At 67.7% G+C, this 24445-nt stretch carries 32 protein-coding genes; 28 read left to right on the forward strand and 4 right to left on the reverse strand.

Annotation, left to right across the window (positions count from 1 at the left end; all coding sequences use genetic code 11):
- Positions 1 to 37 precede the first annotated feature (37 nt).
- From BLU38_RS18415 to BLU38_RS18435, 5 genes are all read left to right on the forward strand, one after another.
- A complete protein-coding gene (locus tag BLU38_RS18415) occupies positions 38 to 991 on the forward strand; it encodes an ABC transporter ATP-binding protein (protein ID WP_091526929.1) in 954 nt (317 codons plus the stop codon).
- Positions 988 to 1788, forward strand: a complete 801-nt coding sequence (locus tag BLU38_RS18420) for an ABC transporter permease (RefSeq protein ID WP_091526930.1) — start codon at positions 988 to 990, stop codon at positions 1786 to 1788. The genes BLU38_RS18415 and BLU38_RS18420 overlap by 4 nt, the downstream gene beginning before the upstream one ends.
- 62 nt (positions 1789 to 1850) lie before the next feature.
- Positions 1851 to 3218, forward strand: a complete 1368-nt coding sequence (locus tag BLU38_RS18425; protein ID WP_091526931.1) for a sensor histidine kinase — start codon at positions 1851 to 1853, stop codon at positions 3216 to 3218.
- Entirely contained in the window at positions 3218 to 3913 is a 696-nt protein-coding gene (locus BLU38_RS18430) for a response regulator transcription factor (protein WP_091526932.1), read from the forward strand. The genes BLU38_RS18425 and BLU38_RS18430 overlap by 1 nt, the downstream gene beginning before the upstream one ends.
- Positions 3914 to 4077: 164 nt before the next feature.
- Entirely contained in the window at positions 4078 to 5718 is a 1641-nt protein-coding gene (locus BLU38_RS18435; RefSeq protein WP_231919915.1) for a hypothetical protein, read from the forward strand.
- Between the two features lie 23 nt (positions 5719 to 5741).
- On the opposite strand, the gene BLU38_RS18440 is transcribed toward BLU38_RS18435, so the two are convergent.
- The 3 genes from BLU38_RS18440 to BLU38_RS18450 are packed head-to-tail and all read right to left on the reverse strand — an operon-like array spanning position 5742 to position 10708.
- The gene (locus BLU38_RS18440) at positions 5742 to 7031 is read right to left on the reverse strand and encodes a hypothetical protein (RefSeq protein ID WP_091526934.1); all 1290 of its coding nucleotides are present in this window, start codon (positions 7029 to 7031) and stop codon (positions 5742 to 5744) included.
- 48 nt (positions 7032 to 7079) lie between these two features.
- On the reverse strand, positions 7080 to 8822 hold the full coding sequence (locus tag BLU38_RS18445) for a hypothetical protein (RefSeq protein ID WP_091526935.1): 1743 nt from the start codon (positions 8820 to 8822) through the stop codon (positions 7080 to 7082).
- Positions 8819 to 10708, reverse strand: a complete 1890-nt coding sequence (locus BLU38_RS18450; protein ID WP_157683547.1) for a PQQ-binding-like beta-propeller repeat protein — start codon at positions 10706 to 10708, stop codon at positions 8819 to 8821. Before BLU38_RS18450 ends, BLU38_RS18445 begins: the two co-directional genes overlap by 4 nt.
- 538 nt (positions 10709 to 11246) lie before the next feature.
- Here BLU38_RS18450 and rpsJ point away from each other — a divergent pair.
- The 23 genes from rpsJ (at position 11247) to BLU38_RS18565 (ending at position 23420) form a co-directional block, all read left to right on the forward strand.
- On the forward strand, positions 11247 to 11555 hold the full coding sequence (gene rpsJ / locus BLU38_RS18455) for a 30S ribosomal protein S10 (protein WP_091526937.1): 309 nt from the start codon (positions 11247 to 11249) through the stop codon (positions 11553 to 11555).
- 13 nt (positions 11556 to 11568) lie between these two features.
- A complete protein-coding gene (rplC, locus tag BLU38_RS18460; protein ID WP_091526938.1) occupies positions 11569 to 12240 on the forward strand; it encodes a 50S ribosomal protein L3 in 672 nt (223 codons plus the stop codon).
- The gene (gene rplD, locus BLU38_RS18465; protein WP_091526939.1) at positions 12237 to 12947 is read left to right on the forward strand and encodes a 50S ribosomal protein L4; all 711 of its coding nucleotides are present in this window, start codon (positions 12237 to 12239) and stop codon (positions 12945 to 12947) included. Before rplC ends, rplD begins: the two co-directional genes overlap by 4 nt.
- Entirely contained in the window at positions 12944 to 13255 is a 312-nt protein-coding gene (gene rplW, locus BLU38_RS18470; protein ID WP_091526940.1) for a 50S ribosomal protein L23, read from the forward strand. The genes rplD and rplW overlap by 4 nt, the downstream gene beginning before the upstream one ends.
- An 18-nt stretch (positions 13256 to 13273) precedes the next feature.
- Entirely contained in the window at positions 13274 to 14110 is an 837-nt protein-coding gene (gene rplB, locus BLU38_RS18475) for a 50S ribosomal protein L2 (RefSeq protein ID WP_091526941.1), read from the forward strand.
- A gap of 18 nt (positions 14111 to 14128) precedes the next feature.
- Positions 14129 to 14410, forward strand: coding sequence for a 30S ribosomal protein S19 (gene rpsS, locus BLU38_RS18480; protein ID WP_091526942.1), 282 nt, complete (start codon positions 14129 to 14131; stop codon positions 14408 to 14410).
- A 14-nt stretch (positions 14411 to 14424) separates the two neighbouring features.
- Positions 14425 to 14820, forward strand: a complete 396-nt coding sequence (gene rplV, locus BLU38_RS18485) for a 50S ribosomal protein L22 (protein WP_091526943.1) — start codon at positions 14425 to 14427, stop codon at positions 14818 to 14820.
- A 3-nt stretch (positions 14821 to 14823) separates the two neighbouring features.
- Positions 14824 to 15669: a 30S ribosomal protein S3 gene (gene rpsC / locus BLU38_RS18490; RefSeq protein ID WP_091526944.1), complete on the forward strand. Its 846-nt coding sequence runs from the start codon at positions 14824 to 14826 to the stop codon at positions 15667 to 15669.
- 3 nt (positions 15670 to 15672) lie between these two features.
- Positions 15673 to 16092 (forward strand): 50S ribosomal protein L16, encoded by a 420-nt coding sequence (gene rplP / locus BLU38_RS18495; RefSeq protein ID WP_091526945.1) that lies wholly within the window; start codon positions 15673 to 15675, stop codon positions 16090 to 16092.
- Position 16093: 1 nt separating this feature from the next.
- Positions 16094 to 16348 carry a 50S ribosomal protein L29 gene (gene rpmC / locus BLU38_RS18500; RefSeq protein WP_091526946.1) on the forward strand — a complete coding sequence of 85 codons (255 nt, stop codon included), beginning with the start codon at positions 16094 to 16096 and terminating at the stop codon, positions 16346 to 16348.
- Position 16349: 1 nt separating this feature from the next.
- The gene (rpsQ, locus tag BLU38_RS32080) at positions 16350 to 16703 is read left to right on the forward strand and encodes a 30S ribosomal protein S17 (protein WP_091526947.1); all 354 of its coding nucleotides are present in this window, start codon (positions 16350 to 16352) and stop codon (positions 16701 to 16703) included.
- A 15-nt stretch (positions 16704 to 16718) separates the two neighbouring features.
- The gene (gene rplN / locus BLU38_RS18510; protein WP_091526948.1) at positions 16719 to 17087 is read left to right on the forward strand and encodes a 50S ribosomal protein L14; all 369 of its coding nucleotides are present in this window, start codon (positions 16719 to 16721) and stop codon (positions 17085 to 17087) included.
- A 3-nt stretch (positions 17088 to 17090) separates the two neighbouring features.
- Positions 17091 to 17510 carry a 50S ribosomal protein L24 gene (rplX, locus tag BLU38_RS18515; RefSeq protein ID WP_091526949.1) on the forward strand — a complete coding sequence of 140 codons (420 nt, stop codon included), beginning with the start codon at positions 17091 to 17093 and terminating at the stop codon, positions 17508 to 17510.
- Positions 17510 to 18079, forward strand: a complete 570-nt coding sequence (gene rplE, locus BLU38_RS18520; RefSeq protein WP_091526950.1) for a 50S ribosomal protein L5 — start codon at positions 17510 to 17512, stop codon at positions 18077 to 18079. The genes rplX and rplE overlap by 1 nt, the downstream gene beginning before the upstream one ends.
- A gap of 39 nt (positions 18080 to 18118) precedes the next feature.
- A complete protein-coding gene (locus BLU38_RS18525) occupies positions 18119 to 18304 on the forward strand; it encodes a type Z 30S ribosomal protein S14 (RefSeq protein WP_091526951.1) in 186 nt (61 codons plus the stop codon).
- Between the two features lie 376 nt (positions 18305 to 18680).
- Complete coding sequence (gene rpsH / locus BLU38_RS18530; protein ID WP_091526952.1) at positions 18681 to 19088, forward strand: 30S ribosomal protein S8; 408 nt, start codon at positions 18681 to 18683, stop codon at positions 19086 to 19088.
- A gap of 34 nt (positions 19089 to 19122) precedes the next feature.
- Positions 19123 to 19665, forward strand: coding sequence for a 50S ribosomal protein L6 (rplF, locus tag BLU38_RS18535; protein WP_091526953.1), 543 nt, complete (start codon positions 19123 to 19125; stop codon positions 19663 to 19665).
- Positions 19666 to 19667: 2 nt separating this feature from the next.
- Entirely contained in the window at positions 19668 to 20051 is a 384-nt protein-coding gene (rplR, locus tag BLU38_RS18540) for a 50S ribosomal protein L18 (RefSeq protein WP_091526954.1), read from the forward strand.
- 30 nt (positions 20052 to 20081) lie between these two features.
- The gene (rpsE, locus tag BLU38_RS18545) at positions 20082 to 20678 is read left to right on the forward strand and encodes a 30S ribosomal protein S5 (protein ID WP_091526955.1); all 597 of its coding nucleotides are present in this window, start codon (positions 20082 to 20084) and stop codon (positions 20676 to 20678) included.
- The gene (rpmD, locus tag BLU38_RS18550; RefSeq protein ID WP_091526956.1) at positions 20675 to 20860 is read left to right on the forward strand and encodes a 50S ribosomal protein L30; all 186 of its coding nucleotides are present in this window, start codon (positions 20675 to 20677) and stop codon (positions 20858 to 20860) included. Before rpsE ends, rpmD begins: the two co-directional genes overlap by 4 nt.
- Positions 20861 to 20862: 2 nt before the next feature.
- The gene (gene rplO / locus BLU38_RS18555) at positions 20863 to 21327 is read left to right on the forward strand and encodes a 50S ribosomal protein L15 (protein WP_091526957.1); all 465 of its coding nucleotides are present in this window, start codon (positions 20863 to 20865) and stop codon (positions 21325 to 21327) included.
- Positions 21328 to 21499: 172 nt separating this feature from the next.
- Positions 21500 to 22810 carry a preprotein translocase subunit SecY gene (secY, locus tag BLU38_RS18560; protein WP_091526958.1) on the forward strand — a complete coding sequence of 437 codons (1311 nt, stop codon included), beginning with the start codon at positions 21500 to 21502 and terminating at the stop codon, positions 22808 to 22810.
- Between the two features lie 37 nt (positions 22811 to 22847).
- A complete protein-coding gene (locus tag BLU38_RS18565) occupies positions 22848 to 23420 on the forward strand; it encodes an adenylate kinase (RefSeq protein WP_091526959.1) in 573 nt (190 codons plus the stop codon).
- Between the two features lie 195 nt (positions 23421 to 23615).
- On the opposite strand, the gene BLU38_RS18570 is transcribed toward BLU38_RS18565, so the two are convergent.
- A complete protein-coding gene (locus BLU38_RS18570; protein WP_157683548.1) occupies positions 23616 to 24386 on the reverse strand; it encodes an endonuclease domain-containing protein in 771 nt (256 codons plus the stop codon).
- Positions 24387 to 24445: the final 59 nt, after the last annotated feature.

Below are 24445 nucleotides of genomic sequence, written 5' to 3' on the forward strand. Positions count from 1 at the left end.
GACGTGGCCCGGCCGGCCTCGGAGAAGACTGATCGGCATGGCACTGGACCAAGAACTCGACCCGGCCGTTGCGCCCGGTCACCCATCACCGGCAACGACCCCGACGGCAACCCCGGCGATCCACCTGACCGGACTGACCAAGAGCTACGGCGCGGTCCGTGCGGTCGACGGCATCGACCTGAGGATCGATGTCGGCGAACTGGTCGCCGTGCTCGGCCCGAACGGCGCCGGCAAGTCCACCATGAACGAACTGATCACCGGGCTGGTGCAGCCCGACAGCGGCCGGGTCGCGGTGTTCGGTCGGACACCGCGACAGGCGGTCGAGGCCGGTCTGGTCGGTGCGATGCTGCAGGCCGGTGCCTTGCTGCACGAGGCGACCGTCGGTGAGTTGTTGCGCCTGATGCACGGTCTGCACAGCCACCCGCTCCCGGTCGGCACGGTGATCGAGACCGCAGGCCTCGGGGACTTCCTGCGGACCCGGACCGACAAGCTGTCCGGCGGCCAGGCGCAGCGACTCCGCTTCGGTTTGGCGATCATGGCCGACCCACAGTTGTTGATCTTGGACGAGCCGACCGTCGGGATGGACGTCGAGGTCCGGCACGAGTTCTGGAACTCGATGCGCCGCTTCGCCGAGGGCGGTAGGACGGTGCTGTTCGCCACCCACTACCTGGAGGAGGCCGACCAGATCGCGGACCGGATCGTGGTGATCAACTCCGGCACCGTGGTGGCCGACGGGACCGGCGCTCAGATCAAATCCGGTGTCCTCGGCCGGACGATCTCGATGGCCGCCGACGGTGTCGACGCCGAGCTGTTGAGCAGGCTGCCCGCGGTCAGTGACGTGGAGCAGCGGGCCGGGCGGATCCTGATCCGGAGCAGGGATTCCGATGCCACCCTGCGCGGACTGGTCGGCGACTTCCCGGCGGCGTACGACATCGAAGTGAACGCGGTCGGCCTGGAAGAAGCCTTCCTCGAGTTGACCACCCGGCGATGAGCACCGCCACGCCGTCGCAGGCCGGTGCGGTGCACCGGCCGATCCGGCTCCCGGCACCGCTGCACTACCTGCTGCACACGCTGCGACTGACGGTCAAGAACACCGGCTTCATGATCTTCTCCGTCGTCACGCCGGTCGTGCTGTACGTGGTCTTCACCCAGATCTTCGGAGCAGCACAGGCACCCGGCGGCAATCTCAGCTGGGCGGCGATGTACATGGTCTCGATGGCCGCGTACGGCTCGCTCGGCGCAGCGATGGGCGGCGGCTCCCAGCTCGCCGTCGAACGCCGATCGGGTTGGTTCCGGCAGCTGACGATCACCACCCTGCGGCCGCGCGCCTTCCTGCTCGCCAAGGCCGGGGTGATCATGATCGTGGTGCTGCCGGCGCTGGTGCTGGTGTTCGCGGCCGGGTTCCTGGTCGGCGACGTCCGGGCACCGGCGGCCACCTGGGCGGCCGCGCTGCTGCTGATGTGGCTGTCCCTGATCCCGGTAGCGGTGCTCGGACTGGTGATCGGCCTCTGGGTGAAGGCCGAGACGGTGCAGGGGCTGACCACGCTCACGTTGCTGGTGATGGCGATGCTCGGCGGACTCTGGTTCCCGGCCGCGCTGATGCCGACGGCCATGCAGCGGATCGCCGAGCTGCTGCCGTCCTACTGGATCGCCGAGTTGGGCCGTTATCCGTTCGGCGCCGGGCCGTTCCCGTGGATCGGGGTGCTGGTGCTGGGCTGCTGGACGATCGGTCTGACGATCGTCGGCGCGCTGGGCTATCGTCGAGCTGCGGCGACGAGCAAGCGGTGAGCAGCCTTGCGGGCGGTCGGCTGCAGCGGTTGACCGTCGGGTGGACCGGCTGAGGAGGGACGATGCGAAGCACACTGCACACACTGCTGCGGGTCGAACCCTTCGCCGAGGGCGAGGATCCCGATCGGGCGCCGACGGCCCGGTGCGGACCCGAAGCGGCCCGGCGGTGGACGCCGCGGCGTTTCCTGCAGAACCAGGGCACGATCTATCTGTTCGGTCTGGTCTTCATGATCTTCGCCGTCCAGGACATCCATGCCGGTCAGCCGACCGGCACGGAGCTGGCCTATCGCTGGATCGGACTGGTCGGCATGTCGCTGACCTATCTGATGACGGCGTGGGCCGCGGACCTGCGGCTGCTCTGGCGCTGGGCCTACATCGGTCTGTTCGTCGCCCTGATGCTGTCCACGATCGGCTACGCCGGTTGGGGTTTCACCAACTTCGGCGTCTACCCGTCGGTGATGATCGCGACCCTGATCCCGTGGCGGCACGCGCGCTGGGCGGTGCTGGCCTGGAACCTGGTGGTGCTGCTGACGGCGATACCGCAGTGGTCGCTGGCACCGGTGGTGCTGGCCGCGTTGGGCCTGCTGTTCGGCATCGCGGTCGGTGGCGGGTTCGAAGCCGGCCGAGTACGGCATCGGCTGCAGGCCGCCGAACAACGGGTCTCGACCCTTGCCGTCGCGGCCGAACGGGAACGGATCGCCCGCGACCTGCACGACATCCTCGGTCATTCGCTGACCGCGATCTCGATCAAGTCCGGACTGGCCGCTCGGCTCTCCGAGGCCGATCCCGGTGCGGCCCGGGAGCAGATGACCGAGGTCGAGCAGATCGCCCGGGTCGCCCTGGCCGACGTCCGGGCGACCACCACCGGGATGCGGGAGGTCCGGCTGGCCTCGGAGATCGCCAGCTCCCGTTCGGTGTTGATGGCGGCCGGGATCGAAGCCACGGTCCCGTCGGCGTTGCCGCCGATGGCCGACGCGGAGAGTCAACTGCTCGGCTTCGTGGTCCGCGAGGTGGTGACCAACGTCGTCCGGCATGCGGAGGCGACGCGGTGCACGATCGAGGTGCACGAGGAGGGCGTGACGATCACCGACGACGGTGTCGGGATGCCGCGGGTCCCTCGCCGGGGCACCGGGCTGACCGGTCTGCGCCGTCGGGTCGCCGATGCCGGCGGTGTGCTGGTCGTCCGCCCGGCGGAGGGCGGCGGCACGGTCGTCCGGGCTGTGCTGACTGCGCCGAGGTCCGCTCCGGGCCGCACCGAGCCTGCCCGCCCCGAGCCTGCCCGCACCGAGCCTGCCCGGCCCGAACGGTCCCGACTCCAACCCGCGCGCCCCGAACGCGTCGTACCCGAAACCGCCCGACCCGGGCCGAATGCGGATCCGGCGCTGCCGGCGTCGCGGCTCGACCTTCCCAGCTCAGCCAGGACACGGTGATGACCTCTCCTTCCGACGGCGCCGGCCTCGGTGCCGATGACGATGTGACCGCTGCGAACACCATCAGGATCCTGCTGGCCGATGATCAGGCGCTGATCCGGCAGGCGTTCGCGGCGTTGCTCGGACTGGAGCCCGACATCGAGGTCGTCGGGCAGGCTTCGGACGCCTCGGAGGTGGTCGCGCTGGCCGCCGAGCGGCATCCGGACGTGATCGTGATGGACGTGCAGATGCCCGATCCTCGCGGCGGTGGCGCCGGCGAGAGCCCGGACGGCATCACCGCGACCGCCAAGATCCTGGCCGCCGACCCCGGCATCCGGGTGATCATCGTGACGACCTTCGGCCGGCCGGGCTATCTGCGCCGGGCGATGGAAGCCGGTGCGGTCGGATTCATGGTCAAGGACGCGCCTGCCGACCAGCTGATCGAGGGCATCCGCCGGGTGCACCGTGGGCTGCGGGTGGTCGACCCGACCCTGGCCGCGGCCAGCCTCAGCGTCGGCCCGTCACCGCTCACCGAGCGCGAGACCGAGGTGTTGGCCGCGGCGGCCCACGGCGGCGCGACCAGTGCGATCGCCGGCTCGGTCTTCCTGAGCGAGGGCACCGTCCGCAATCACCTGTCCTCGGCGATGGGCAAGCTCGGCGCCGCAACCCGCGCCGAGGCCGTCCGGATCGCCACCGAGAACGGCTGGCTGCCGTAGGTCGACGCTCGGTAATGCTGAGAAACCTTGCCGCCGTCGGAACGTAATCCGACTGCTGCGGCGAGTCTCAGGCCTGCAGCCGGGCTCAGCAGCGACCATGGGCCCGACGGAAGTACGGGCGAGGGTGAAGGGTTGCGGGCTCGGTGAGTGGTAGGACTCGGTCGGTGGCGGCCCTGATGGTCGCCGGTGGGCTGTTGATCGCTGCCAGCGGGTGCAGCCCGAGCATCACGAGCGGTGGCAACGAGGTCGCCGACCCCGAACAGCCGCTACAGACGGCGCTGGCCAAGCTGAAGGACGACAACAACGCCGGCATCCAGAACAACAGCATCACCGTCTCCGACGACACCGACTGCTTCTATCTCAAGCCGAACGCCGACGCCGACGCGGTGTCGGGCTCGGTCGCGTGCGGCCCGGTCCGCAGGCTCGGTCAGCCGACCGCCAAGGTCTGGGACACCTACGCGTTGACGTTCGGGCCGGCGACCGACGGCAAGGTGACCGCCACCGTCGGTGCCGTGACGGCAACCTCGGTCGACCTCGACCCGTCGCTGCTGGTCTCACCCGACGGCACCAAGCCCGGTACGGCCGCCGATCTGCCCGCCCCACAGGCGCCGCAGACGTCGGTCGCCGATCGCGCGGTCGCGCTGCCGCTGGGCGCGATCCCCGATCTGACGTTCGCCGGGCCGACCCGGGACGCGGTCCTGAAGACTCCGACCGCGACCTTCACCGTCACCGGCGTCGCCGCTCCGAAGACGGTGCCGTCCGCACTGGTCGCCGGTACCGACGATCCGGCCGGCGTCGCCGCCTACTACCGGCCCGCCCAGGGGCAGCGGATCTACGCGGCGACGGTCAAGGTGTCGGACCCGGCCGAGCACGCTGCGGTCGCCCCGACGGCGGCACCGGGAGCGAAGCCGCAGTCGCTGTCGACGGAGCTGACGCTCGGCGTCGCCGACGGCAAGGAACTGCCGATCGCCGATGCGACCGATCCGAAGACCGACCCGGCCAAGGCCGCGGCGAAGCTGAACGTGGCCTGCCAACAGGAATCCGACCAGACCTATCCGTGCCGGCCGGACGGAACCGAGTTCATGATCATCATGACCGTGCCGGCGGACGGCGGGCTGACCCTCGGTGCGACCACTGCGGGTGAGCGGCAGGCGGTGGATCTGCAGAGCGGCCGACTCAGCTCGACGGTGTCCCAGGTCGAGTACGACCACGACAAGCTCACCACGTCGGTGGACGAGAAGTTGAAGGTGCCGTCCTATACCGCGCGGGTCACGGTCACCAAGCCGGTGTCACCGACAGCTGACAAGAGTCCGAAAGCTGACAAGGCTTCGGAGCAGGAGCCCGGCAAGGCCTCGGCGACACCGAGCGCCGAACCGAGCAGCAAGGCGTCGACCAAGAAGGTATCGGTCGCCCGCAAGGCGTCCTGGCGGATGACGGTCGGGTCGGCGTCGCTGACGGCCTTCGACCCGACCCGGGGCTGGGCACCCAGCGGCAAGGCCTGGCTGTCGGTACAGACCACCGGCTACACCAAGACCGACGAGGCCGACGCCTTCGCCGATCGGCGGGCCAGCAGCGTCGCGGTCACCGCGGCTGGTAGCACGTACCGTCCGGACGCCGTCACCGATGCCGACTTCGACGGTAGCGATCCGATCGGCACCGACGACGTGACCTGGGTCTTCGAGGTGCCGCAGGACCTGAGCTCGGCGGAGTTCACGTTCGCTCCGACCGGGGTGGTCACCGCCGGCGACACTCGTGCGTCGTTCACCGCTGACGAACCGGACTCGGTCAAGATCACGTTCGGGTAGCGTCCCGGCCTTGGCCGGCCCGGCTACTGGGAACCGGTTTGCTGAGGGCCGCGCTGTTCCGGATCGGGGTGTTGTGAGCCGGGCGGACCGTACTGCGGGAACTGCTGTGGTGGCTGGCCGTAGGGCTGCGGCGGCTGGTTGCCGTACGGCGGTTGCGGCTGGTTGCCGTAGGACTGTTGTGGTGGCTGGTTCCCGTACGGCTGCTGCGGTGCGGCCGGGTAGGGCTGGTACGGCCGGGTCGGCTGGCCGGGACGCAGACCGAGTCGCTCACGGCGCAGCAGGTCGATGGTGTAGACGGTCTGGAAGATCCCGACGAACGGCATCACGATCACCGAAACGACGATCAGCGGCAGGTACATCACCAGCACACTGCCGATCAGCGGCCCGGGGCTGAACGACGACGGGTCGTCGGCCATCGGTGAGATCGTCGCCGTCAACGCTCCGGATCCGATCATCACCGAAACGAACGAGACGGCGTAGATGACGCCGACCGGGATCAGGCTGGCGACCAGCGAATAGCCGAAGGTCCGCAGCCCGTAGCCCTTGGTCAGGCCCCAGGCCCGGCGCAACGCTTCGAGGCCACCGACCCGTTCGATGACGATCACCGGGATCAGCGGGTAGAGCCGGGTGCCGATGATCACATAACCGACGAGATAGAGCACCTCGAACGCCAGGGTGATACCGATCAGACCGACCACCGGACCGTAGATCCGCTCCGGGGTGTCGGCCGACCCGATGATCTGGGCGATCATGACGACGCTGAGCCCGGCATACAGCAGGATCGCGACGAAGGACACCGCCAGCAACAGCAGATAGCTGGGCAGGATCCGCAGCACGAATCCGCGGGTGCCGTTCCAGGCGTCGCCGAAGGTCGGCTGCGGACCGTGGCCGCCACGGTCGGAATGCTCGATCGTCACCTGGGTGAGGCGCGACTTCATCCCCTCGGCCTTGAGCGAGAAGAACCCGGTGGCGGCACTGGCCACCAGCGTGATCAGCAACGTCAGGGCGATCGGGCCGAAGACGTCGCCGAAGGACGGCACCCGGCCGAACCGGTAGGAGCTGAACGCACCGATCAGCACGGCCATCACGGCAAGGCCCAGCAGGCCGAAGATCACCAACGAAGCCAGGAACGGCATCAGGGTGATCAACAGATAGCTGCCGAACCGGGACTTGTAGGCCCGGAACGAGCCGCTCATCATGTCGCTCAGATCGATCGGTCGGGCCGGCAGGATCGGCTGCGAACCAGATCCCAGCTGCTCGTTGCGACCGTACGGGTCGGAAGGCGGCCCTGCGGGCGGGTTGTACGGGGACATGCCTGCATTGTGCCCTGTGGGTGGGTCGGGAGTGCCGCGTGGACCTGGTCACACACGGGAGTCGGCCGGCGGGACGCTCCGGATCCTGCCGGTGACGACGTTGTGCACGATGATCACGATCGCGATGCTGAACATCAGGTCGCCACCCAGTTGCTTGTCGCCGAGATTCTCCAAGGACTGCAGGTCGAAGTCGCTGATCCCACCTTGCAGCGCCACCAGGGCGATCGCCGCCGTGCCGAAGGTCGCATTGGCCAGGACCAACAGCACCCGCGCCGATCGGGGGAACGACCGCGAGTCACCGCTCGCGAATCCGTTGTCGGTGATCAGCCGCCAGATCGCGCCGATCAGCAGGCCGACCAGGGCACCGGACAAAGCCAGCAGTTCGGTGATCGGCTCGGTGATCGCCTGCCGGTATTCGTACAGTCCGGTGATCAGGATGACCGCGGCAGTGCCGACCAAGCGATCGACCGTCAACGTCCCGCGGGCCAGCCAGCAGATCGCCAAGATCACCGCGACCAGGTCCGCGGTGATCATGGTCCCGGCATAGGTCGCGGACAGCTCGAGGGCCTGGAATCCAGCCCGGATCAGTCGGAAGCAGGCCAACAACACCAGGATCGTCGCCAGCCGGCCGGTTCGCAGCCGGATCGTCCAGGCGATCAACAGCAACGCACCCGCGGCAACCACGCTGGCGACGTTGACGGTCAGTGGAGCCGGCAGCGCTGACAGGACGGCGACCGCCGACGAGAGCCGCAGCACCCGCAGCGGAATCAGCAGCAGATCCAACCACAACGCCGTGCCGGCCAGCAGGGTAGCGACCAGCACCGCCCACCGTCGCCAGTCCTGCAGCGCCTCCGGTCCGTTCTGCGGGTCGGGCCCGTTCAGCGGGCCCACCGCGTGGTACCTCCGGCGGCGGTCGACGAGGCCCAGGATCACCAGCCAGCCGACCAGCGGGACCGCTGTCGTCACCAGCCCGCCGGCCAATCCGTCGAGGGTGAATCCCGAACGGTCGGTCGTCGACGCCAGCTGCACCGCTTGGGCACTGCGAGCGAGCACCAGGACCGCGACCACCGCGATCGACCAGCGGGCCGGCCGCCCGGAATCGTCGGGGCGCCGGAGACCGTCGCTGATCGCCATCGCGATCGAAATGGTCAGCTCGGTGATCGCGGCCCCGGCCAGGACGGCGAACGGTGCCGCCAACAACCACAGGGTGCTGCCCAACAGATCCACGGTGCTGAGCACCAGACGGGGCGCGTAACCGCCGTAACTGAACCGCAGCTGCAGCAGCGCCGCACACAGCGTCACCGCGGTCAGCAGCTGGGCCATCACGAACTCGCCCCACGCAAAGGACGCTCGGCCCCGCACGATGGCGAAGATGATCATCAGCAGGCATCCGGTGGCCGCCGGGAGGGTGTCGATCCCGCCGTCGATCGTCGCGATCCGGATGATGATCAACATCGTGATCAGCAGGCCGGGAATCCGAATCGCGAGCCGGAGATGCAGCAGCGCGGCGTACAGCGTCCCGGTGGCGAAGAAGAGTGCGGCGATGATCAGCGGCGTGGCGATCACGGGAATGCTGAGTTGCGGCGGCAGGAACACCAGTTCGGATCGGCTGCGGAGCAGCGAACTGAAGCCGGCGGTCAGCACCAGGACCGCGGAGAGGGAGAAGGCAACGATCACGATGCCCCGCAGGCCCGGTGCCCAGCCGTTGTCCCGCAGTCGGCCCTCCTGGACCGGCTCGATCAGGACGACGCGGAGCAGGTGACGTAAGCCGTGGATCAGTCCGGTGATCATGATCGATCCCGAGCGGGGGGCGCGATCCGGACCCCGGCCACGGCGTAGTCGTCGGTCCGCCCGACGGCGAACAGTGCGCCGTCGGCGGACAACAGGCGATGGTCGCCGGTCACGATGCCTGGTGCCGGCCATTGGCCCACCAGCGACCCGGCGCCGGTCAGAGCGCTGATCCGATCGCGACCGACGGTGACGATCGTGCTGCCGACGGCGATCGTCGTGATCGGGGATCCGGACCGTCGCCAGCTGCGGCGTCCGGTCGCGGTGATCGATTCCAGCGCCGCCGCACTGGTCAGCAGCAGATGATCATCGACGGTGATCATCTCTCGTAGATCGTCGTCGCGGAATCGTACCCAGCGATACCGGCCGTCCGCCGCGGCATAGGCCGTGACGGTGCCATAGCTCATCACAACGACGTTGTCACCGGCCGCCGCGACGGCGATCGGATCGGTTGCCTCCTGCTGCCAGCGACGGCTGCCGTCCGACGGGTCGAGGACGACGAGTTCGGTCCGGGTGCCGATGGCGATCGCCTCGTGGGTCGCGACCGGTGGAATGGTGATCGGGCCGGCGATCCGCCGGGACCACCGGGTGCCACCGGTCCGAGCGTCGAGCATGATCAGATCGCCACGCAGGGTCGTCACCAGGATCCGATCATCTGCTGCCCGGACCGGTGCGACCGCCGTCAGGTCATCCAGCGGCACGGTCCAGCGCACCCGGCCGTACGGATCGTAGGCGCGCAGCACTCGCCGGTCCGTCGACACCAGGGTCAGCAGCCCGAGCGAGGTCACCGAGGTGATCGAGCCGCCGGGGTGCGCCCAGTTGTGCAGCCAGACCTTCCCCGGTTGCAGCCCGTAGCCGGTGACGACGTCGGTCGTGTTGCCGGCCACCGCGTGCAGGGCACCCGATCGGTCGGCCGAGACCCGCTGGGTGAGGGGTGTGTCGACGTCCAGGTCGGCCGGCACCGGACCGAAGGTGTCGTCGCCGTGGTCGAACTGCAGCGCGGCGCCCGTCCAGTCCCGGGCCGGCGGGTCGAGGTCCTGTTCGCCGGCGGGCCGGACCGCGGCCGGATCGACGGCTTCGGCCGGTCCGTTGTCGGGCGTCAACCGATAGGACGTGGCCTCGTCGCCTGCTGCGGTGCCCTTGTCCTGGGCTTCGTCGGAGTCGCCGGGCAGCGGGAAGGATCCCTCGGACTCGACCACGCCGGCGCCGGGGCACCAGGTCTCGTCCTCGCGCCAGTCGAGCGGTCCCGACGATGCGGTCACGGTGGTCCGGGAGCGGACCAGGAGGCAGCCGGCCTCGGCCCGGTCGGCCGCGGCCGGTCGCATCGCGCGGGACTCGCGTCGGTACTGCAGGCCGGTGCCGGCGCCGATCCCGATCAGCCCGTGATCGGCCCAGCCGTCACCGATCGCGACGGACCGGGGCAACTCGACCGGAGCCGGGTCGAAGACGACGCCCAGCCGGCCCCAGTCCTGGGCGTGCAGCCGGATCCCGTCGTCGGTGACGCTGCGCAGCCGCAGCCGTGGCGTCGGATCGCTCAAGGAACTCGGCGTGATCACCTCGCGCCACCAGTCGGTGTCCGGGATCGGCAGGTCGGGGACGGGTGCGGCATGGGTGATCAGGCTGCTGGGGAAGGCGCCGTACACCCTGATGCCGTGCAGTCGAGCATGCTCGACGCTGGCTCGGGCGCTGTGCTCGCCCTGCTGCCACCGGACCGCGGCCACCTGCCCGTCGGCGGGCGCGAATCGGTTGGCCCGGGGTGACGGTCCGACGAGCGTTGCGGTGGCCGCGACGCCGGAGCCGACCAGGATCGCCAGCGTCAACACTGCCGCCAGCGCCGTCGGCGGGATCCGCCGCGACCGCGGACGGGAATCGTTCGCTGGTTGGGTCATCCGCTGGTGCCTGTTCTTGACTCGGCTACTGGGGTCGGCTGCTCGGTCAGCGTCGACCATGCTGTCAGGTTCGCGGTCCAGCAGGTCGGGATCGCCGTCGGATTCGACGCCTCGGCACCCACTCCCGTACGGTGCAGGGGAGTGCGGAGCGAGGGTCGCCGATCCGGATTTGGAATGTCGGCCGACCTCTGCCAAGATTGACGGGTTGCTCCGACGGGGTCGCCGGGGTGAGGTGTGCCCATCAGGCGTTCGGCGATGTGCCGGACCGGGTGGGTCGTCCACCGGACCGTGAGACCCCTAGAGCCTGATCCAGACCGGATCGGGTGCTCCTCACAACGTTAGATCGGCCCTAGGGCCGACGTGCGCTTGGGGAGCGCGACACGCCCGACCTCGGGGGTCGGCCGGCAGGGCCGATCAGGAGTCGAGCAGGGGCGTGACGGACGAGCATGACGCAAGGCCAACGACGTGGCTCTGCGACAACGAGACAAGTTGAAAACAGCAGAGTGCGTAACAGCTGAAGCAGGAAGAAGGACGGACTGTGGCGGGACAGAAGATCCGCATCAGGCTCAAGGCCTATGACCACGAGGTCATCGACGGGTCGGCGCGCAAGATCGTCGACACGGTGACTCGTACCGGTGCAAAGGTCGCGGGCCCGGTGCCGCTGCCGACGGAGAAGAACGTGTTCTGCGTGATCCGTTCTCCGCACAAGTACAAGGACAGCCGCGAGCACTTCGAGATGCGTACGCACAAGCGGCTGATCGACATCATCGACCCCACCCCGAAGACGGTTGACTCGCTGATGCGGCTCGACCTGCCGGCCGGTGTCGACATCGAGATCAAGCTCTGAGGGACGCACGAGTATGGCTGCCAATACGAATTCCGCAAGGAAAGTGAAGGGCCTGCTGGGCACCAAGCTCGGCATGACCCAACTCTGGGACGAGAACAACCGCGTGGTTCCGGTGACCGTTGTCGCCGCCGGCCCCTGTGTCGTGACCCAGGTCCGCACCTCCGACTCCGACGGCTACTCCGCCGTCCAGCTCGGCTTCGGCGCGATCAAGGCCAAGCAGGTCACCAAGCCGAACGCCGGGCACTTCGAGAAGGCCGGCGTCACCCCGCGCAAGCATCTGGTCGAGATCCGCACCACCGACGCCGACCAGTACCAACTGGGCCAGGAGCTCGGTGCCGACACCTTCGAAGCTGCTGAGGTCCTCGACGTCACCGGCGTCACCAAGGGCAAGGGCACCGCGGGCGTCATGAAGCGGCACGGCTTCGGCGGTCTGCGCGCCTCCCACGGTGTGCACCGCAAGCACCGTTCGCCGGGTTCGATCGGCGGCTGCGCGACCCCGGGTCGGGTCTTCAAGGGCCTGCGGATGGCCGGCCGGATGGGTAACGAGCGGCAGACCGTTCAGAACCTGACCGTGCACTCGGTCGACACCGAGCGCGGCCTGATCCTGATCAAGGGCGCGATCCCGGGTGCCAAGGGCGGCCTGGTCGTGCTGCGCTCGGCTGCCAAGAAGGGAGAGGTCGCATGAGCGAGACCCGTACCGTCGACGTTCTGGACGGCAAGGGCGGCAAGTACGGCACCACCGCCGAACTGCCCGCCGAGCTGTTCGACGTCGTCACCAACGTTCCGCTGATCCACCAGGTCGTGACCGCCCAGCTGGCGGCCGCCCGGCAGGGGACGCACGCAACCAAGACTCGCGCCGAGGTCCGGGGCGGCGGCGTCAAGCCGTACCGCCAGAAGGGCACCGGACGCGCCCGGCAGGGCTCGATCCGCGCACCCCAGTTCACCGGTGGTGGCGTGGTGCACGGCCCGACCCCGCAGGGCTACGCCAAGCGGACTCCGAAGAAGATGGTCGCCGCCGCACTGCGCGGTGCGCTGTCCGACCGGGCCCGCGACGGGCGGGTGCACGTGGTCAGCTCGCTGGTCCCCGGCTCCAAGCCGTCGACCAAGGCAGCGCTCGCCGCGCTGGCCGGGATCACCCAGGCCAAGCGCGTGCTCGTGGTGCTGTCCCGCGATGAGGACGCCGCCTGGCTGAGCCTGCGCAACGTCCCGTCGGTGCACGCCATCGTCGCCGACCAACTGAACGCCTACGACGTACTGGTCAATGACGACGTGGTCTTCACCTCGGCCGCGCTGGACGCCTTCGTGGCCGGTCCGGCCAAGGGCAAGTCGGTGAAGGCCGTCGCTACTGAGTCCGAGACTGTCGAGTCCGGGGTTGAGGGGACACAAGCATGAGCGCCGCAGCAAAGATCCGCGACCACCGCGACATCCTGTTGGCGCCGGTCGTCAGCGAGAAGAGCTACAGCCTGCTGGACGAGAACAAATACACCTTCGTGGTGGCCGACAGCGCCAACAAGACCGAGATCAAGATCGCGGTCAAGGAGATCTTCGGCGTCACCGTCACCGGTGTGAACACCTACGTTCGCAAGGGCAAGAAGCAGCGCACCCGCAACGGGTACGGCAAGCGTCCCGACACCAAGCGGGCCATTGTCACCGTTGCCGAGGGGCAGAGCATCGACATCTTCGGCGGACCGGTCGGCTGAGGGAACAGGGACTGAATCATGGCTATTCGTAAGTACAAGCCGACCACTCCGGGTCGACGCGGCGGCTCCGTCGCCGACTTCGCCGAGATCACTCGGTCGACCCCGGAGAAGTCGCTGCTGGTGCCGAGCCCGAAGACCGGCGGTCGCAATAACAACGGCCGGATCACCTCCCGGCACATCGGTGGCGGGCACAAGCAGGCCTACCGGCTGATCGACTTCAAGCGGTACGACAAGGACGGGGTGCCGGCCAAGGTCGCGCACATCGAGTACGACCCGAACCGGACCGCCCGGATCGCGTTGCTGCACTACGCCGACGGCGAGAAGCGCTACGTGCTGGCTCCCAACGGCCTGGGCCAGGGGTCCGCCGTCGAGGCCGGCGAGGGTGCCGACATCAAGACCGGCAACAACCTGCCGCTGCGCAACATCCCGGTCGGTACGACGGTGCACGCCGTCGAGCTGCGCCCGGGTGGCGGAGCCAAGCTCGGTCGTTCCGCCGGTGCGTCCATCCAGCTGGTGGCCCGCGAGGGCAAGTACGCCACGCTGCGGATGCCGTCCGGTGAGATGCGGATGGTCGACGTCCGCTGCCGCGCCACCATCGGCGAGGTCGGCAACGCCGAGCAGTCCAACATCAACTGGGGTAAGGCCGGCCGGAACCGGTGGAAGGGCAAGCGCCCCAAGGTCCGCGGTGTCGTGATGAACCCGGTCGACCACCCGCACGGTGGTGGCGAGGGTCGCACCTCCGGTGGCCGCCACCCGGTGTCCCCGTGGGGCAAGCCGGAAGGCCGTACCCGTGACAAGAACAAGGCGAGTTCTCGTCTGATCGTCCGCCGTCGCAAGACCGGCAAGAAGCGCTGAGCAGGAGTCTGAGCAGATATGCCACGCAGCCTGAAGAAGGGCCCGTTCGTCGATGATCATCTGGCCAAGAAGGTCGATGTTCAGAACGAGAAGGGCACCAAGAACGTGATCAAGACCTGGTCGCGTCGTTCGATGATCACGCCGGACATGATCGGCCACACCATCGCCGTACACGACGGTCGCAAGCACGTTCCGGTCTTCGTCTCCGAGTCGATGATCGGCCACAAGCTCGGTGAGTTCGCCCCGACCCGGACCTTCCGCGGTCACGACAAGGACGACCGCAAGTCGCGCCGCCGCTGAGAAGAGGACACCAGATGAGTAACGCAGAAAAGACCCGGCCGAGCCGCCGGGACGCGCTGCTGGGTGACCGGCAGGGGTCGTACGCGATCGCACGCGGAGTGCGGATGTCGGCCAGCAAGGTCCGGCGCGTCGTCGACGTCGTCCGCGGGATGGACGTCACCGCAGCCCTGGACACGCTGAAGTTCGCGCCGCAGGCTGCGGCCGAGCCGGTCAGCAAGGTGATCGCCAGCGCCGCCGCCAACGCGGAGCAGACCGAGAACCTGCGCGCCGAGCAGCTGTACGTCTCGCAGGCCTTCGTGGACGAGGGCATGACGATGCGCCGGATCCGTCCGCGGGCCAAGGGATCGGCCAGCCGGATCCTCAAGCGCAGCAGCCACATCACCGTCGTCGTCGAAGCGAAGGAGGCCTGAGCCATGGGTCAGAAGATCAACCCGTACGGCTTCCGGCTCGGCATCAGCACCGATCACAAGAGCCGCTGGTACGCCGACAAGCAGTACGCCGACTATGTCGGTGAGGATGTCAAGATCCGCCAGTCCCTGCACAAGGGCCTGGAGCGGGCCGGCATCTCCAGCATCGAGATCGAGCGGACCCGGGACCGGGTCCGGGTCGACATCTACACCGCCCGTCCGGGCATCGTCATCGGCCGTAACGGTGCCGAGGCCGAGCGCGTCCGCGGCGAGCTGGAGAAGCTGACCGGCAAGCAGGTCCAGCTGAACATCCTCGAGGTCAAGGGCACCGAGACCGACGCCCAGCTGGTCGCTCAGGGTGTCGCCGAGCAGCTCGCCAGCCGGGTGCAGTTCCGGCGTGCGATGCGCAAGGCGCAGCAGAGCGCGATGCGGGGCGGCGCCAAGGGCATCCGGATCCAGTGCTCCGGTCGTCTGGGCGGCGCGGAGATGTCCCGCTCGGAGTTCTACCGCGAGGGTCGGGTCCCGCTGCACACGCTGCGCGCCGACGTCGACTACGGCTTCTTCGAGGCGCGGACGTCCTTCGGCCGGATCGGCGTGAAGGTCTGGATCTACAAGGGTGACGTGTCCGGCACCCGGGCCGAGCGGGCCGCGCAGAAGGCTGCGCGCAACGCCGCCCAGGGCAACCGTCGTCCGGGTCGCGGTGGCCGTCCGGGCCGTGGCGATCGTCCCGATCGGGGCGGCCGTCGCCGGCAGGAAGGTGCCAACACCGGCGCGAACGCCGGCGGCAACACCGGTGGCGCCGAGTCCGCTGCTGCGCAGCAGGCTCCGGCAACGAGTGGGCAGGAGGCGTAAGGAATGTTGGTTCCGCGCAAGGTCAAGTTCCGTAAGCAGCACCACCCCAAGCGCACCGGCATGGCCAAGGGTGGCACCGAGCTGGCGTTCGGTGACTACGGCATCCAGGCCATCGAGGCCGCCTACGTCACCAACCGGCAGATCGAGGCCGCTCGTATCGCGATGACCCGTCACATGAAGCGTGGCGGCAAGGTCTGGATCAACATCTACCCGGACCGTCCGTTGACCAAGAAGCCGGCCGAGACCCGGATGGGTTCCGGTAAGGGTTCCCCGGAGTGGTGGATCGCCAACGTCAAGCCCGGACGCGTGATGTTCGAGCTGTCCGGCGTCGGAGACGATGTCGCCCGCGAGGCGCTGCGGCTGGCGGTGCACAAGCTGCCGATGAAGTGCCGCATTGTCATGCGTGAGGCAGGAGAAAACTGAGATGGCGAACACCGTGAAGGCCGCCGAACTGCGGTCGCTGAGCCGCGACGAGCTCAACGCGAAGGTCGTCGAACTGAAGGAAGAGCTGTTCACGTTGCGGTTCCAGGCTGCCACCGGGCAGCTGGAGTCCCACGGTCGGCTCCGCGAGGTCCGCAAGGACATCGCCCGGGTCTACACCGTGCTGACCGAGCGCAACCTCGGCATTGTCGAGGATCCCGACGCCGAGACGGCTGTGACCGAGACGGCAGGTGCCTGAGATGAGTGAGCAAACCGTGAGTGAGAACGCAGTGAGCCAGGATCTGCTGGCCGACACCAAGGACGCCGAGGCGGTCGTCGCCGAGGTCGCCCAGACCTCCAGCGATCGCGGCCGGCGCAAGGTCCGCGAGGGCCTGGTGGTCAGCGACAAGATGGACAAGACCGTCGTGGTCGCCGTCGAGGATCGGGTCAAGCACCGGCTGTACGGCAAGGTCCTGACCCAGACGACCAAGCTCAAGGTGCACGACGAGGCCAATGCCGCCGGCATCGGCGACCGTGTCGTGGTGATGGAGACCCGTCCGGTCAGCGCCACCAAGCGCTGGCGGCTGGTCCAGATCGTCGAGAAGGCGAAGTAAGGAAGATCGAGAAAAATGATCCAGCAGGAGTCGCGACTGAAGGTCGCCGACAACACCGGTGCCAAGGAGATCCTGTGCATCCGTGTTCTCGGTGGATCCGGTCGACGCTACGCCGGAATCGGCGATCAGATCGTGGCCACGGTGAAGGACGCCATCCCGGGCGGCAACGTGAAGAAGGGTGAGGTCGTCAAGGCCGTCATCGTTCGGACCGTCAAGGAGCGCCGCCGTGCCGACGGTTCGTACATCAAGTTCGACGAGAATGCCGCGGTCATCCTGCGTAACGACGGAGAGCCGCGCGGAACCCGAATCTTCGGCCCGGTCGGCCGTGAGCTGCGCGAGAAGAAGTTCATGCGCATCATCTCGCTCGCCCCGGAGGTGATCTGAACGATGGCTAGCAACAAGATCAACGCCGCCGTTTCACGGCAGCACGGCAAGATCGACATCCGCAAGGGTGATCGGGTCAAGGTCCTGTCCGGCAAGGACAAGGGGACCGTCGGCGAGGTGCTCGCGGTCCAGCCGGACCGCGAACGCGTCACCGTCTCCGGTGTCAACATCGTCAAGCGGCATCTGAAGGACAGCTCGGCCACGCCGCAGGGCAGCCAGCAGACCCAGGGCGGGATCGTCTCCTCCGAGGCGCCGATCCACGTCTCCAACGTCGGCCTGGTCGTGAAGGACGGTGACGGCAACGAGGTGACCACCCGGATCGCCCACCGCCGCGACGAGGTGACCAAGCGTCGCCCCGACGGCACCGAGTACACCGCTTACCGGTCGGTGCGGATCGCACGCAAGACCGGGGAGGAGATCTGATGACCAGCACGGCTGTTGAGAACGATGTGCCGCGGCTGAAGAAGCGCTACGCCGAGGAGATCGTCCCGGCGCTGCAGCAGGAGTTCAACTTCGCCAACGCGATGCTGATCCCGCGGCTGACCAAGATCGTGGTCAACATGGGTGTCGGCGACGCGGCCCGCGACTCCAAGGTGATGGACGGCGCCGTACGCGACCTGACCACCATCACCGGTCAGAAGCCGTCGATCACCAAGGCCAAGAAGTCGATCGCGCAGTTCCGGCTGCGTGAGGGTCAGCCGATCGGCTGCCACGTGACCCTGCGTGGCGCCCGGATGTGGGAGTTCGCCGACCGGCTGCTCTCCCTGGCGCTGCCCCGGATCCGTGACTTCCGTGGTCTGTCGAGCAAGCAGTTCGACGGCAACGGCAACTACACCTTCGGTCTGTCGGAGCAGGTCATGTTCCACGAGATCGACCAGGACAAGATCGACCGAGTGCGGGGGATGGACATCACCTTCGTCACCACGGCGACCAACGACGACGAAGGCCGGGCGCTGTTGCGTCAGCTGGGCTTCCCGTTCCAAGCGAACTGATCACCAGGGCCAACTGAGTCGAGTAGAGGGATATACGACGTGGCAAAGACAGCGCTGAAGGTCAAGCAGACCCGCAAGCCCAAGTACGGCGTTCGCGCCTACACCCGCTGCCAGAAGTGCGGCCGCCCGAAGGCGGTCTTCCGCAAGTTCGGGCTGTGCCGGATCTGCTTGCGGACCATGGCCCACGCGGGTGAGCTGCCGGGCGTCACCAAGTCCTCTTGGTGAGTTCCGGGATTTCGTTCACAACTGCATAGTTTCTGCCTGGTGGGGATTTCGGCCCCATGGTTGGGTTTCCGCCCAGCATCGCGGCCGGCTTACCCTGGGTGGTCGCCTTGCGCTGGTCCTACCGGCCGCGACGCAACGCCCGCCACACCCGAAACCCAACCATGGGGCCGAAATCCCCGTTGGGTGCCAACGCTCGCGTTGGCAGGTGTACAGCCGGGCGCGAGGGACGTAGGACTTGGCTCCGCGGAAGTACCGCGCGGGGTCTGAACACAACTTCATCACCTGGGCCGAACGGCCCTCACGACTCTTCGGAGTCTCTACCTCCACGGCAAAGGTCCCTGCGGGGAAACCAGCCGAGAAAGTGAATGACTGACAGATGACCATGACAGATCCGATCGCGGACATGTTGACCCGCGTCCGGAATGCTTCGCAGGCCTACCACGACACCGCGGTGATGCCGTCGTCCAAGATCAAGGTGGGGATCGCGCAGATCCTGACCGACGAGGGCTACATCTCCGGATTCGAGGTCAAGGAGCCTTCCGAGGGCGAGGTCGGCAAGTCGTTGCAGATCACGCTGAAGTACGGCCAGAGCCGGGAGCGTTCGATCTCCGGTGTCCGCCGGATCTCCAAGCCGGGTCTTCGGGTGTACGCCAAGTCCACCGGTCTGCCTAAGGTGCTCGGCGGTCTGGGGATCGCCATCATCTCCACGTCAACCGGGCTGTTGACCGACAAGCAAGCACACGCACGCAGCGTAGGCGGGGAAGTCCTCGCCTACGTGTGGTGAGCGGACGAGACTAGAGAGGAAGGACTGAGAAGACATGTCACGCATTGGCAAGCTTCCTGTTCCGGTGCCGTCCGGGGTCGAGGTGACCATCGACGGTTCCCTGGTCTCGGTGAAGGGGCCGAAGGGTCAGCTGCAGCACAATGTCGCTGCACCGATCAGCGTTTCGCGCAACGACGAGGGCCAGATCGTTCTGGACCGGCCGGACGAGGAGCGCGAGTCGCGCTCGCTGCACGGGCTGTCCCGGACCCTGGTCGCCAACATGGTCACCGGTGTTTCGCAGGGCTATGAGAAGAAGCTCGAGATCGTCGGCGTCGGCTACCGGGTCATCTCCAAGGGCCCGGCCGAGCTGGAGATGAACCTCGGCTACAGCCACCCGATCAACGTGAAGGCGCCGGACGGCATCACCTTCGCCGTCGAGTCGCCGACCAAGTTCAGCGTCGCCGGCATCGACAAGCAGCAGGTCGGTGAGGTTGCGGCCAACATCCGCAAGCTGCGGAAGCCGGAGCCGTACAAGGGCAAGGGTGTGCGGTACGAGGGCGAGCACGTCCGCCGCAAGGTCGGAAAGGCTGGTAAGTGACGATGGCTGTTTCACTGTCTGCGCGCAAGCACACTGCGACCCGGACCCGTTCCCGGCTGCGTCGTCAGCTGCGCGGCCGGAAGAAGATCGTCGGTGTGGCCGAGCGGCCCCGCCTGGTGATCAGCCGGTCGGCCAAGCACATCACCGCTCAGGTGATCGACGACAGCCGCGGTCACACCGTGGCCTACGCCTCCACCATGGAGGGCTCGTTGAAGGCTGCGGCCGGCGACAAGACCGCGAAGGCCAAGCAGGTCGGCCAACTGGTCGCCGAGCGTGCCAAGGCCGCCGGGGTGGAGACCGTCGTCTTCGACCGGGCCGGCAACAAGTACCACGGCCGGATCGCTGCGCTGGCGGATGCCGCCCGCGAGGGCGGCCTGGGATTCTGAGCACGGCGGAACTGGAGAGGTAGAGAGCTTATGAGTGGATCACAGCGTCGAGGCGGCGGAGACGGCCGCCGCGGTGACCGCCGGGGTCAGCAGGACAAGAACAACTACGTCGAGAAGGTCGTCGCGATCAATCGCGTGGCCAAGGTGGTCAAGGGTGGCCGCCGGTTCAGCTTCACCGCACTGGTCGTCGTCGGTGACGGCGACGGCTCGGTCGGCATCGGCTACGGCAAGGCCAAGGAGGTGCCGGCCGCGATCGCCAAGGGCGTGGAAGAGGCCAAGAAGCACTTCTTCCGTGTGCCGCGGGTCCAGGGCACCATCCCGCATCCGGTCCAGGGTGAGAAGGCGGCCGGCGTGGTCATGCTGCGCCCGGCTTCCCCGGGTACCGGTGTGATCGCCGGTGGCGCCTGCCGCGCGGTGCTGGAGGCGGCCGGCGTGCACGACGTGCTCGCCAAGTCGCTCGGCTCGCCGAACGCGATCAACGTGGTGCACGCCACGGTCGAGGCCCTGCAGATGCTCGAGGAGCCCGAGGAGGTGGCCCGCCGGCGCGGCAAGTCGCTGGAGGACGTCACCCCGGCGGCGCTGCTCAAGGCCCGTGAGGCCGGTATCCGGGAAGGGGCGCACGCGTGAGCACCCGGTTGAAGGTCACCCAGGTCAAGTCGCAGATCGGCGGCAAGCAGAACCAGCGCAACACGCTGCGTACGCTCGGCCTGAAGCGGATCGGTGACGTGTCCGCACACGAGGACACCCCAACAGTACGAGGCATGATCGCGACGGTGCAGCACCTGATCACCGTCGAGGAGGTCGACTGATTATGGCGAGCGAAGAGACGAAGGGCACGGGCCTGAAGGTCCATCACCTTCGCCCGGCCCCGGGCGCCCACAAGGCCAAGACCCGCGTCGGTCGTGGTGAGGGCTCCAAGGGCAAGACCGCCGGTCGTGGCACCAAGGGGTCCAAGGCCCGCAACAACATCTCCGAGGCCTTCGAGGGCGGGCAGATGCCGTTGCACATGCGGACCCCGAAGCTGCGCGGCTTCACCAACCCGTTCCGGACCGAGTACCAGGTCGTCAACCTGGACCGGATCTCCACCCTCTTCCCCGAGGGCGGCGAGGTCAACCCGGCCAACCTGGTCGAGCGGGGCGCGGTGCGCGCCGGTCTGCCGGTCAAGGTCCTCGGTTCCGGTGAGCTGAGTGTCGCGGTGCAGGTCACCGCACACGCGTTCTCCGGATCGGCCAAGGACAAGATCGCCGCCGCTGGAGGCAGCACCACCCAACTCTGAGGTGATCGGGGCGTCAGCCCTGACCTCGTGGGGCGGCTCACCTGTCGTGGGTCGCCCCTTCGGTGTATCAGCCTCCAGATCCGCTGGGTTCCCGACCGGGTAGCTTGATAGAGTCAAGCGGTTTCCGGGGGACACCGGTATCGACGGGGCTGATCAGAGAGAAGGAATTGGATTGCTCACCGCCTTCGCAGGAGCATTCAGGACTCCGGACCTGCGTAAGAAACTCCTGTTCACGCTCGCGATCATCGTCATCTATCGGATCGGCTCGGTCATCCCGGTGCCGAACGTCAACGTCGGCACGCTGCACACCTGTGCGTCCAGCGCGCAGACCGGCAGCCAGGCAGGGCTGTACTCGGTCCTGTCGCTGATGTCCGGCGGCGCCCTGCTGCAGCTGGCCATCTTCGCGCTCGGGATCATGCCGTACATCACGGCCAGCATCATCCTGCAGCTGCTCACCGTGGTGATCCCGCGGTTGGAAGCGCTGAAGAAGGAAGGCCAGTCCGGCACCCAGAAGATCACCCAGTACACCCGGTATCTGACGCTGGTGCTCGCGGTCCTGCAGTCCACGGTGTTCGTCACCCTGGCCCGCAACGACCAGCTGATCCAGAACTGCACCGGGCTGGTGCACGACAAGTCGATCTTCCCGATCATCGTGATGATCCTGACCATGACCGCCGGCACCGGCGTCATCATGTGGCTCGGCGAGCTGATCACCGAACGCGGCGTCGGCAACGGGATGTCGGTGCTGATCTTCACCCAGATCTGTGCGACCTTCCCGCAGGCGCTGTGGCAGATCAAGCAGTCCCGTCCGGGCAGCCAGGGCTGGGTCATCTTCCTGCTGGTGATCGCGATCGGGCTGGCTGTGATGCTCGGCGTCATCTTCATCGAGCAGTCCCAGCGCCGGATCCCGGTGCAGTACGCCAAGAAGATGGTCGGCCGACGGGTCCTCGGTGGCACCACCACCTACATCCCGCTGAAGGTCAACCAGGCCGGCGTGATCCCGGTCATCTTCGCCTCCTCACTGCTCTACATCCCGTATCTGTACGCGCAGTTCCGGCCGAACGGCTGGGGCGCGTCCTGGATCCAGGGACACCTGGTCAAGGGTGACCACCCGATCTACATGGCGATCTTCTTCGCCCTGATCATCTTCTTCGCCTACTTCTACGTCTCGATCACCTTCAATCCGCAAGAGGTGGCCGACAACATGAAGAAGTACGGCGGTTTCATCCCGGGCATCCGGGCCGGCAAGCCGACCGAGGACTACCTCGGCTACGTGCTCAACCGGCTGACCTTCCCGGGTTCGTTGTACCTCGGCCTCATCGCCCTGATCCCGATGATCGCGATCGCGTTCCTGAGTGGCGCCAACCAGAACTTCCCGTTCGGTGGCACCTCGATCCTGATCATCGTGGGTGTCGGATTGGACACCGTGAAGCAGATCGAGAGCCAACTGCAGCAGCGCAACTACGAGGGCTTCCTGCGATGACCGCGGGGAGCTGCCACAGCGAGGAGGTCATCGGTCGATGAGACTGCTGATCATGGGCCCGCCCGGTGCGGGCAAAGGCACCCAGGCCAAGGCGATCGCCGACCACTTCGGGGTCCCGGCGATCTCGACCGGTGACATCTTGCGTGCCAACGTCGCCGCCGGCACGCCGCTCGGCCTGGAGGCCAAGCAGATCATGGACGCCGGCGGCTACGTCAGCGACGACATCCTGAACGGGATCGTCGCCGATCGGCTGGTCGAGGACGACGCCGCCAAGGGGTTTCTGCTGGACGGCTACCCCCGCACTCTGCCGCAGGTCGAGGCGCTGGACGAGATTCTCGAGCGCGCCGACCACCAGCTCGACGTCGTACTCTCCCTGAAGGTCGACGTGGACGAGGTCGTCGAGCGACTGCGCCGCCGCGCCGAGTCCGAGGGGCGGACCGACGACACCGAGGAAGCGATCCGGATCCGTCAGCAGAAGTACCTCGACGAGACCTCCCCACTGCTCGACGTCTACGCCCAACGCGGCGTCCTGGTCGAGGTCGACGGCCTCGGCGAGGTTGATGAGGTCACCAAGCGCATCTTCGAAGCCCTGGACGCCAAAGCCGTCTGACCCGGCCCCGTGCCGGACTGCACGTCCCCCCGGGCGATTTGGTAACACGTGCTGAGACCTGCCCTCGGCCCCGCTCATCCCGAGGAAGATTGGTAGCACGTGCCGCGGTCCGCCCTAGGCTGCGCGGAACCGTGAGGGCGAATTCGCAGCAGCTGCTGGCACTTGTTCCGGGCGCGTCCAGTACCTACCCGCTGGTCAGCCGGCGAAGTTGTAGTTGCGCCACGTCGTACGAGTGCGGCAGCTGCGCGGGTCGGCGCTGCAGTCTTCACGGGCGACACAGATCCGTTCCAGCACCCGTCCCGGCGTCCGATAGATGTGCTGCTTCTGGATCACGACGATCCGCCAACCCTGATGCTCCAACTCTTCGCGCCGTTCGAGGTCGCGGGCTCGCTGCTCCGGGTCGAGAGCGTGGTGCTCACCGTCGTACTCGATCAGGAGTTTCAGGTCGCGGTAACACAGGTCGAATCGCCATTTCCACTCCCCGTTCGGGTGCCGCATGATCACGTTCACTGTCGGCTCGGGCAGCCCGGCCAGGACGATCAGCATCCGCAGGCGCGACTCCATCGATGATTCGACGCCCTCCCGGACCAGACGAGCGGCCCGGCTCGCCACCGCCGCCCGACGATGCGGCCAGGAGTCGGCGACAGCGATCAGCTTCTCCGGCGTGGTCACCTCGGCCCGAACCAGCGAATCTCCGAGTACGACGAGCGCGACCAGATCGGCCCCTTCGGTGGCCAGCTCACACAACGATCGCTCGGGCGATGACAGCCGGATGCCGTTCTTCGTGCGTACCCCGTCCTCATCGGTCGCCAGGTGCGCAGCGATTCCTCGCCGCCTGCTTCTGGTCTCGCCGGCCAGCACGCTGATGTGGGTCCTGTCGTCGTACGGCGGGTCCCCGCCCCAGATCAACGCCGCCGACGAGTGACTGGCGAACGCGTTCGGAAAGATCACCATCGCCGCGCGCACGCCGCTCCGGCGTCAACCAGACGCCGGCCGCAACGTAGATCCCGTGGAAGACCCGTGTG

The sequence above is a fragment of the Microlunatus soli genome, assembly GCF_900105385.1.
GTDB lineage: Bacteria > Actinomycetota > Actinomycetes > Propionibacteriales > Propionibacteriaceae > Microlunatus > Microlunatus soli.

Excerpts from the sequence above, each read along its gene's own strand:
- rplX (WP_091526949.1), top strand. The coding sequence starts at position 17,091 with ATGGCTAGCAACAAGATCAACGCCGCCGTTTCACGGCAGCACGGCAAG.
- BLU38_RS18450 (WP_157683547.1), bottom strand. The coding sequence starts at position 10,708 with ATGACCCAACCAGCGAACGATTCCCGTCCGCGGTCGCGGCGGATCCCG.
- BLU38_RS18445 (WP_091526935.1), bottom strand. The coding sequence starts at position 8,822 with ATGATCACCGGACTGATCCACGGCTTACGTCACCTGCTCCGCGTCGTC.
- rplV (WP_091526943.1), top strand. The coding sequence starts at position 14,425 with ATGAGTAACGCAGAAAAGACCCGGCCGAGCCGCCGGGACGCGCTGCTG.
- rpsH (WP_091526952.1), top strand. The coding sequence starts at position 18,681 with ATGACCATGACAGATCCGATCGCGGACATGTTGACCCGCGTCCGGAAT.
- rplD (WP_091526939.1), top strand. The coding sequence starts at position 12,237 with ATGAGCGAGACCCGTACCGTCGACGTTCTGGACGGCAAGGGCGGCAAG.
- rplO (WP_091526957.1), top strand. The coding sequence starts at position 20,863 with ATGGCGAGCGAAGAGACGAAGGGCACGGGCCTGAAGGTCCATCACCTT.
- rplN (WP_091526948.1), top strand. The coding sequence starts at position 16,719 with ATGATCCAGCAGGAGTCGCGACTGAAGGTCGCCGACAACACCGGTGCC.
- rpsS (WP_091526942.1), top strand. The coding sequence starts at position 14,129 with ATGCCACGCAGCCTGAAGAAGGGCCCGTTCGTCGATGATCATCTGGCC.
- rplR (WP_091526954.1), top strand. The coding sequence starts at position 19,668 with ATGGCTGTTTCACTGTCTGCGCGCAAGCACACTGCGACCCGGACCCGT.
- rplF (WP_091526953.1), top strand. The coding sequence starts at position 19,123 with ATGTCACGCATTGGCAAGCTTCCTGTTCCGGTGCCGTCCGGGGTCGAG.
- BLU38_RS18440 (WP_091526934.1), bottom strand. The coding sequence starts at position 7,031 with ATGTCCCCGTACAACCCGCCCGCAGGGCCGCCTTCCGACCCGTACGGT.
- BLU38_RS18420 (WP_091526930.1), top strand. The coding sequence starts at position 988 with ATGAGCACCGCCACGCCGTCGCAGGCCGGTGCGGTGCACCGGCCGATC.
- BLU38_RS18415 (WP_091526929.1), top strand. The coding sequence starts at position 38 with ATGGCACTGGACCAAGAACTCGACCCGGCCGTTGCGCCCGGTCACCCA.
- rpmC (WP_091526946.1), top strand. The coding sequence starts at position 16,094 with ATGGCGAACACCGTGAAGGCCGCCGAACTGCGGTCGCTGAGCCGCGAC.
- BLU38_RS18425 (WP_091526931.1), top strand. The coding sequence starts at position 1,851 with ATGCGAAGCACACTGCACACACTGCTGCGGGTCGAACCCTTCGCCGAG.
- rplB (WP_091526941.1), top strand. The coding sequence starts at position 13,274 with ATGGCTATTCGTAAGTACAAGCCGACCACTCCGGGTCGACGCGGCGGC.
- rplC (WP_091526938.1), top strand. The coding sequence starts at position 11,569 with ATGGCTGCCAATACGAATTCCGCAAGGAAAGTGAAGGGCCTGCTGGGC.
- rpsC (WP_091526944.1), top strand. The coding sequence starts at position 14,824 with ATGGGTCAGAAGATCAACCCGTACGGCTTCCGGCTCGGCATCAGCACC.
- BLU38_RS18565 (WP_091526959.1), top strand. The coding sequence starts at position 22,848 with ATGAGACTGCTGATCATGGGCCCGCCCGGTGCGGGCAAAGGCACCCAG.
- rplE (WP_091526950.1), top strand. The coding sequence starts at position 17,510 with ATGACCAGCACGGCTGTTGAGAACGATGTGCCGCGGCTGAAGAAGCGC.
- rpsQ (WP_091526947.1), top strand. The coding sequence starts at position 16,350 with ATGAGTGAGCAAACCGTGAGTGAGAACGCAGTGAGCCAGGATCTGCTG.
- rplP (WP_091526945.1), top strand. The coding sequence starts at position 15,673 with ATGTTGGTTCCGCGCAAGGTCAAGTTCCGTAAGCAGCACCACCCCAAG.
- BLU38_RS18430 (WP_091526932.1), top strand. The coding sequence starts at position 3,218 with ATGACCTCTCCTTCCGACGGCGCCGGCCTCGGTGCCGATGACGATGTG.
- rpsE (WP_091526955.1), top strand. The coding sequence starts at position 20,082 with ATGAGTGGATCACAGCGTCGAGGCGGCGGAGACGGCCGCCGCGGTGAC.
- rplW (WP_091526940.1), top strand. The coding sequence starts at position 12,944 with ATGAGCGCCGCAGCAAAGATCCGCGACCACCGCGACATCCTGTTGGCG.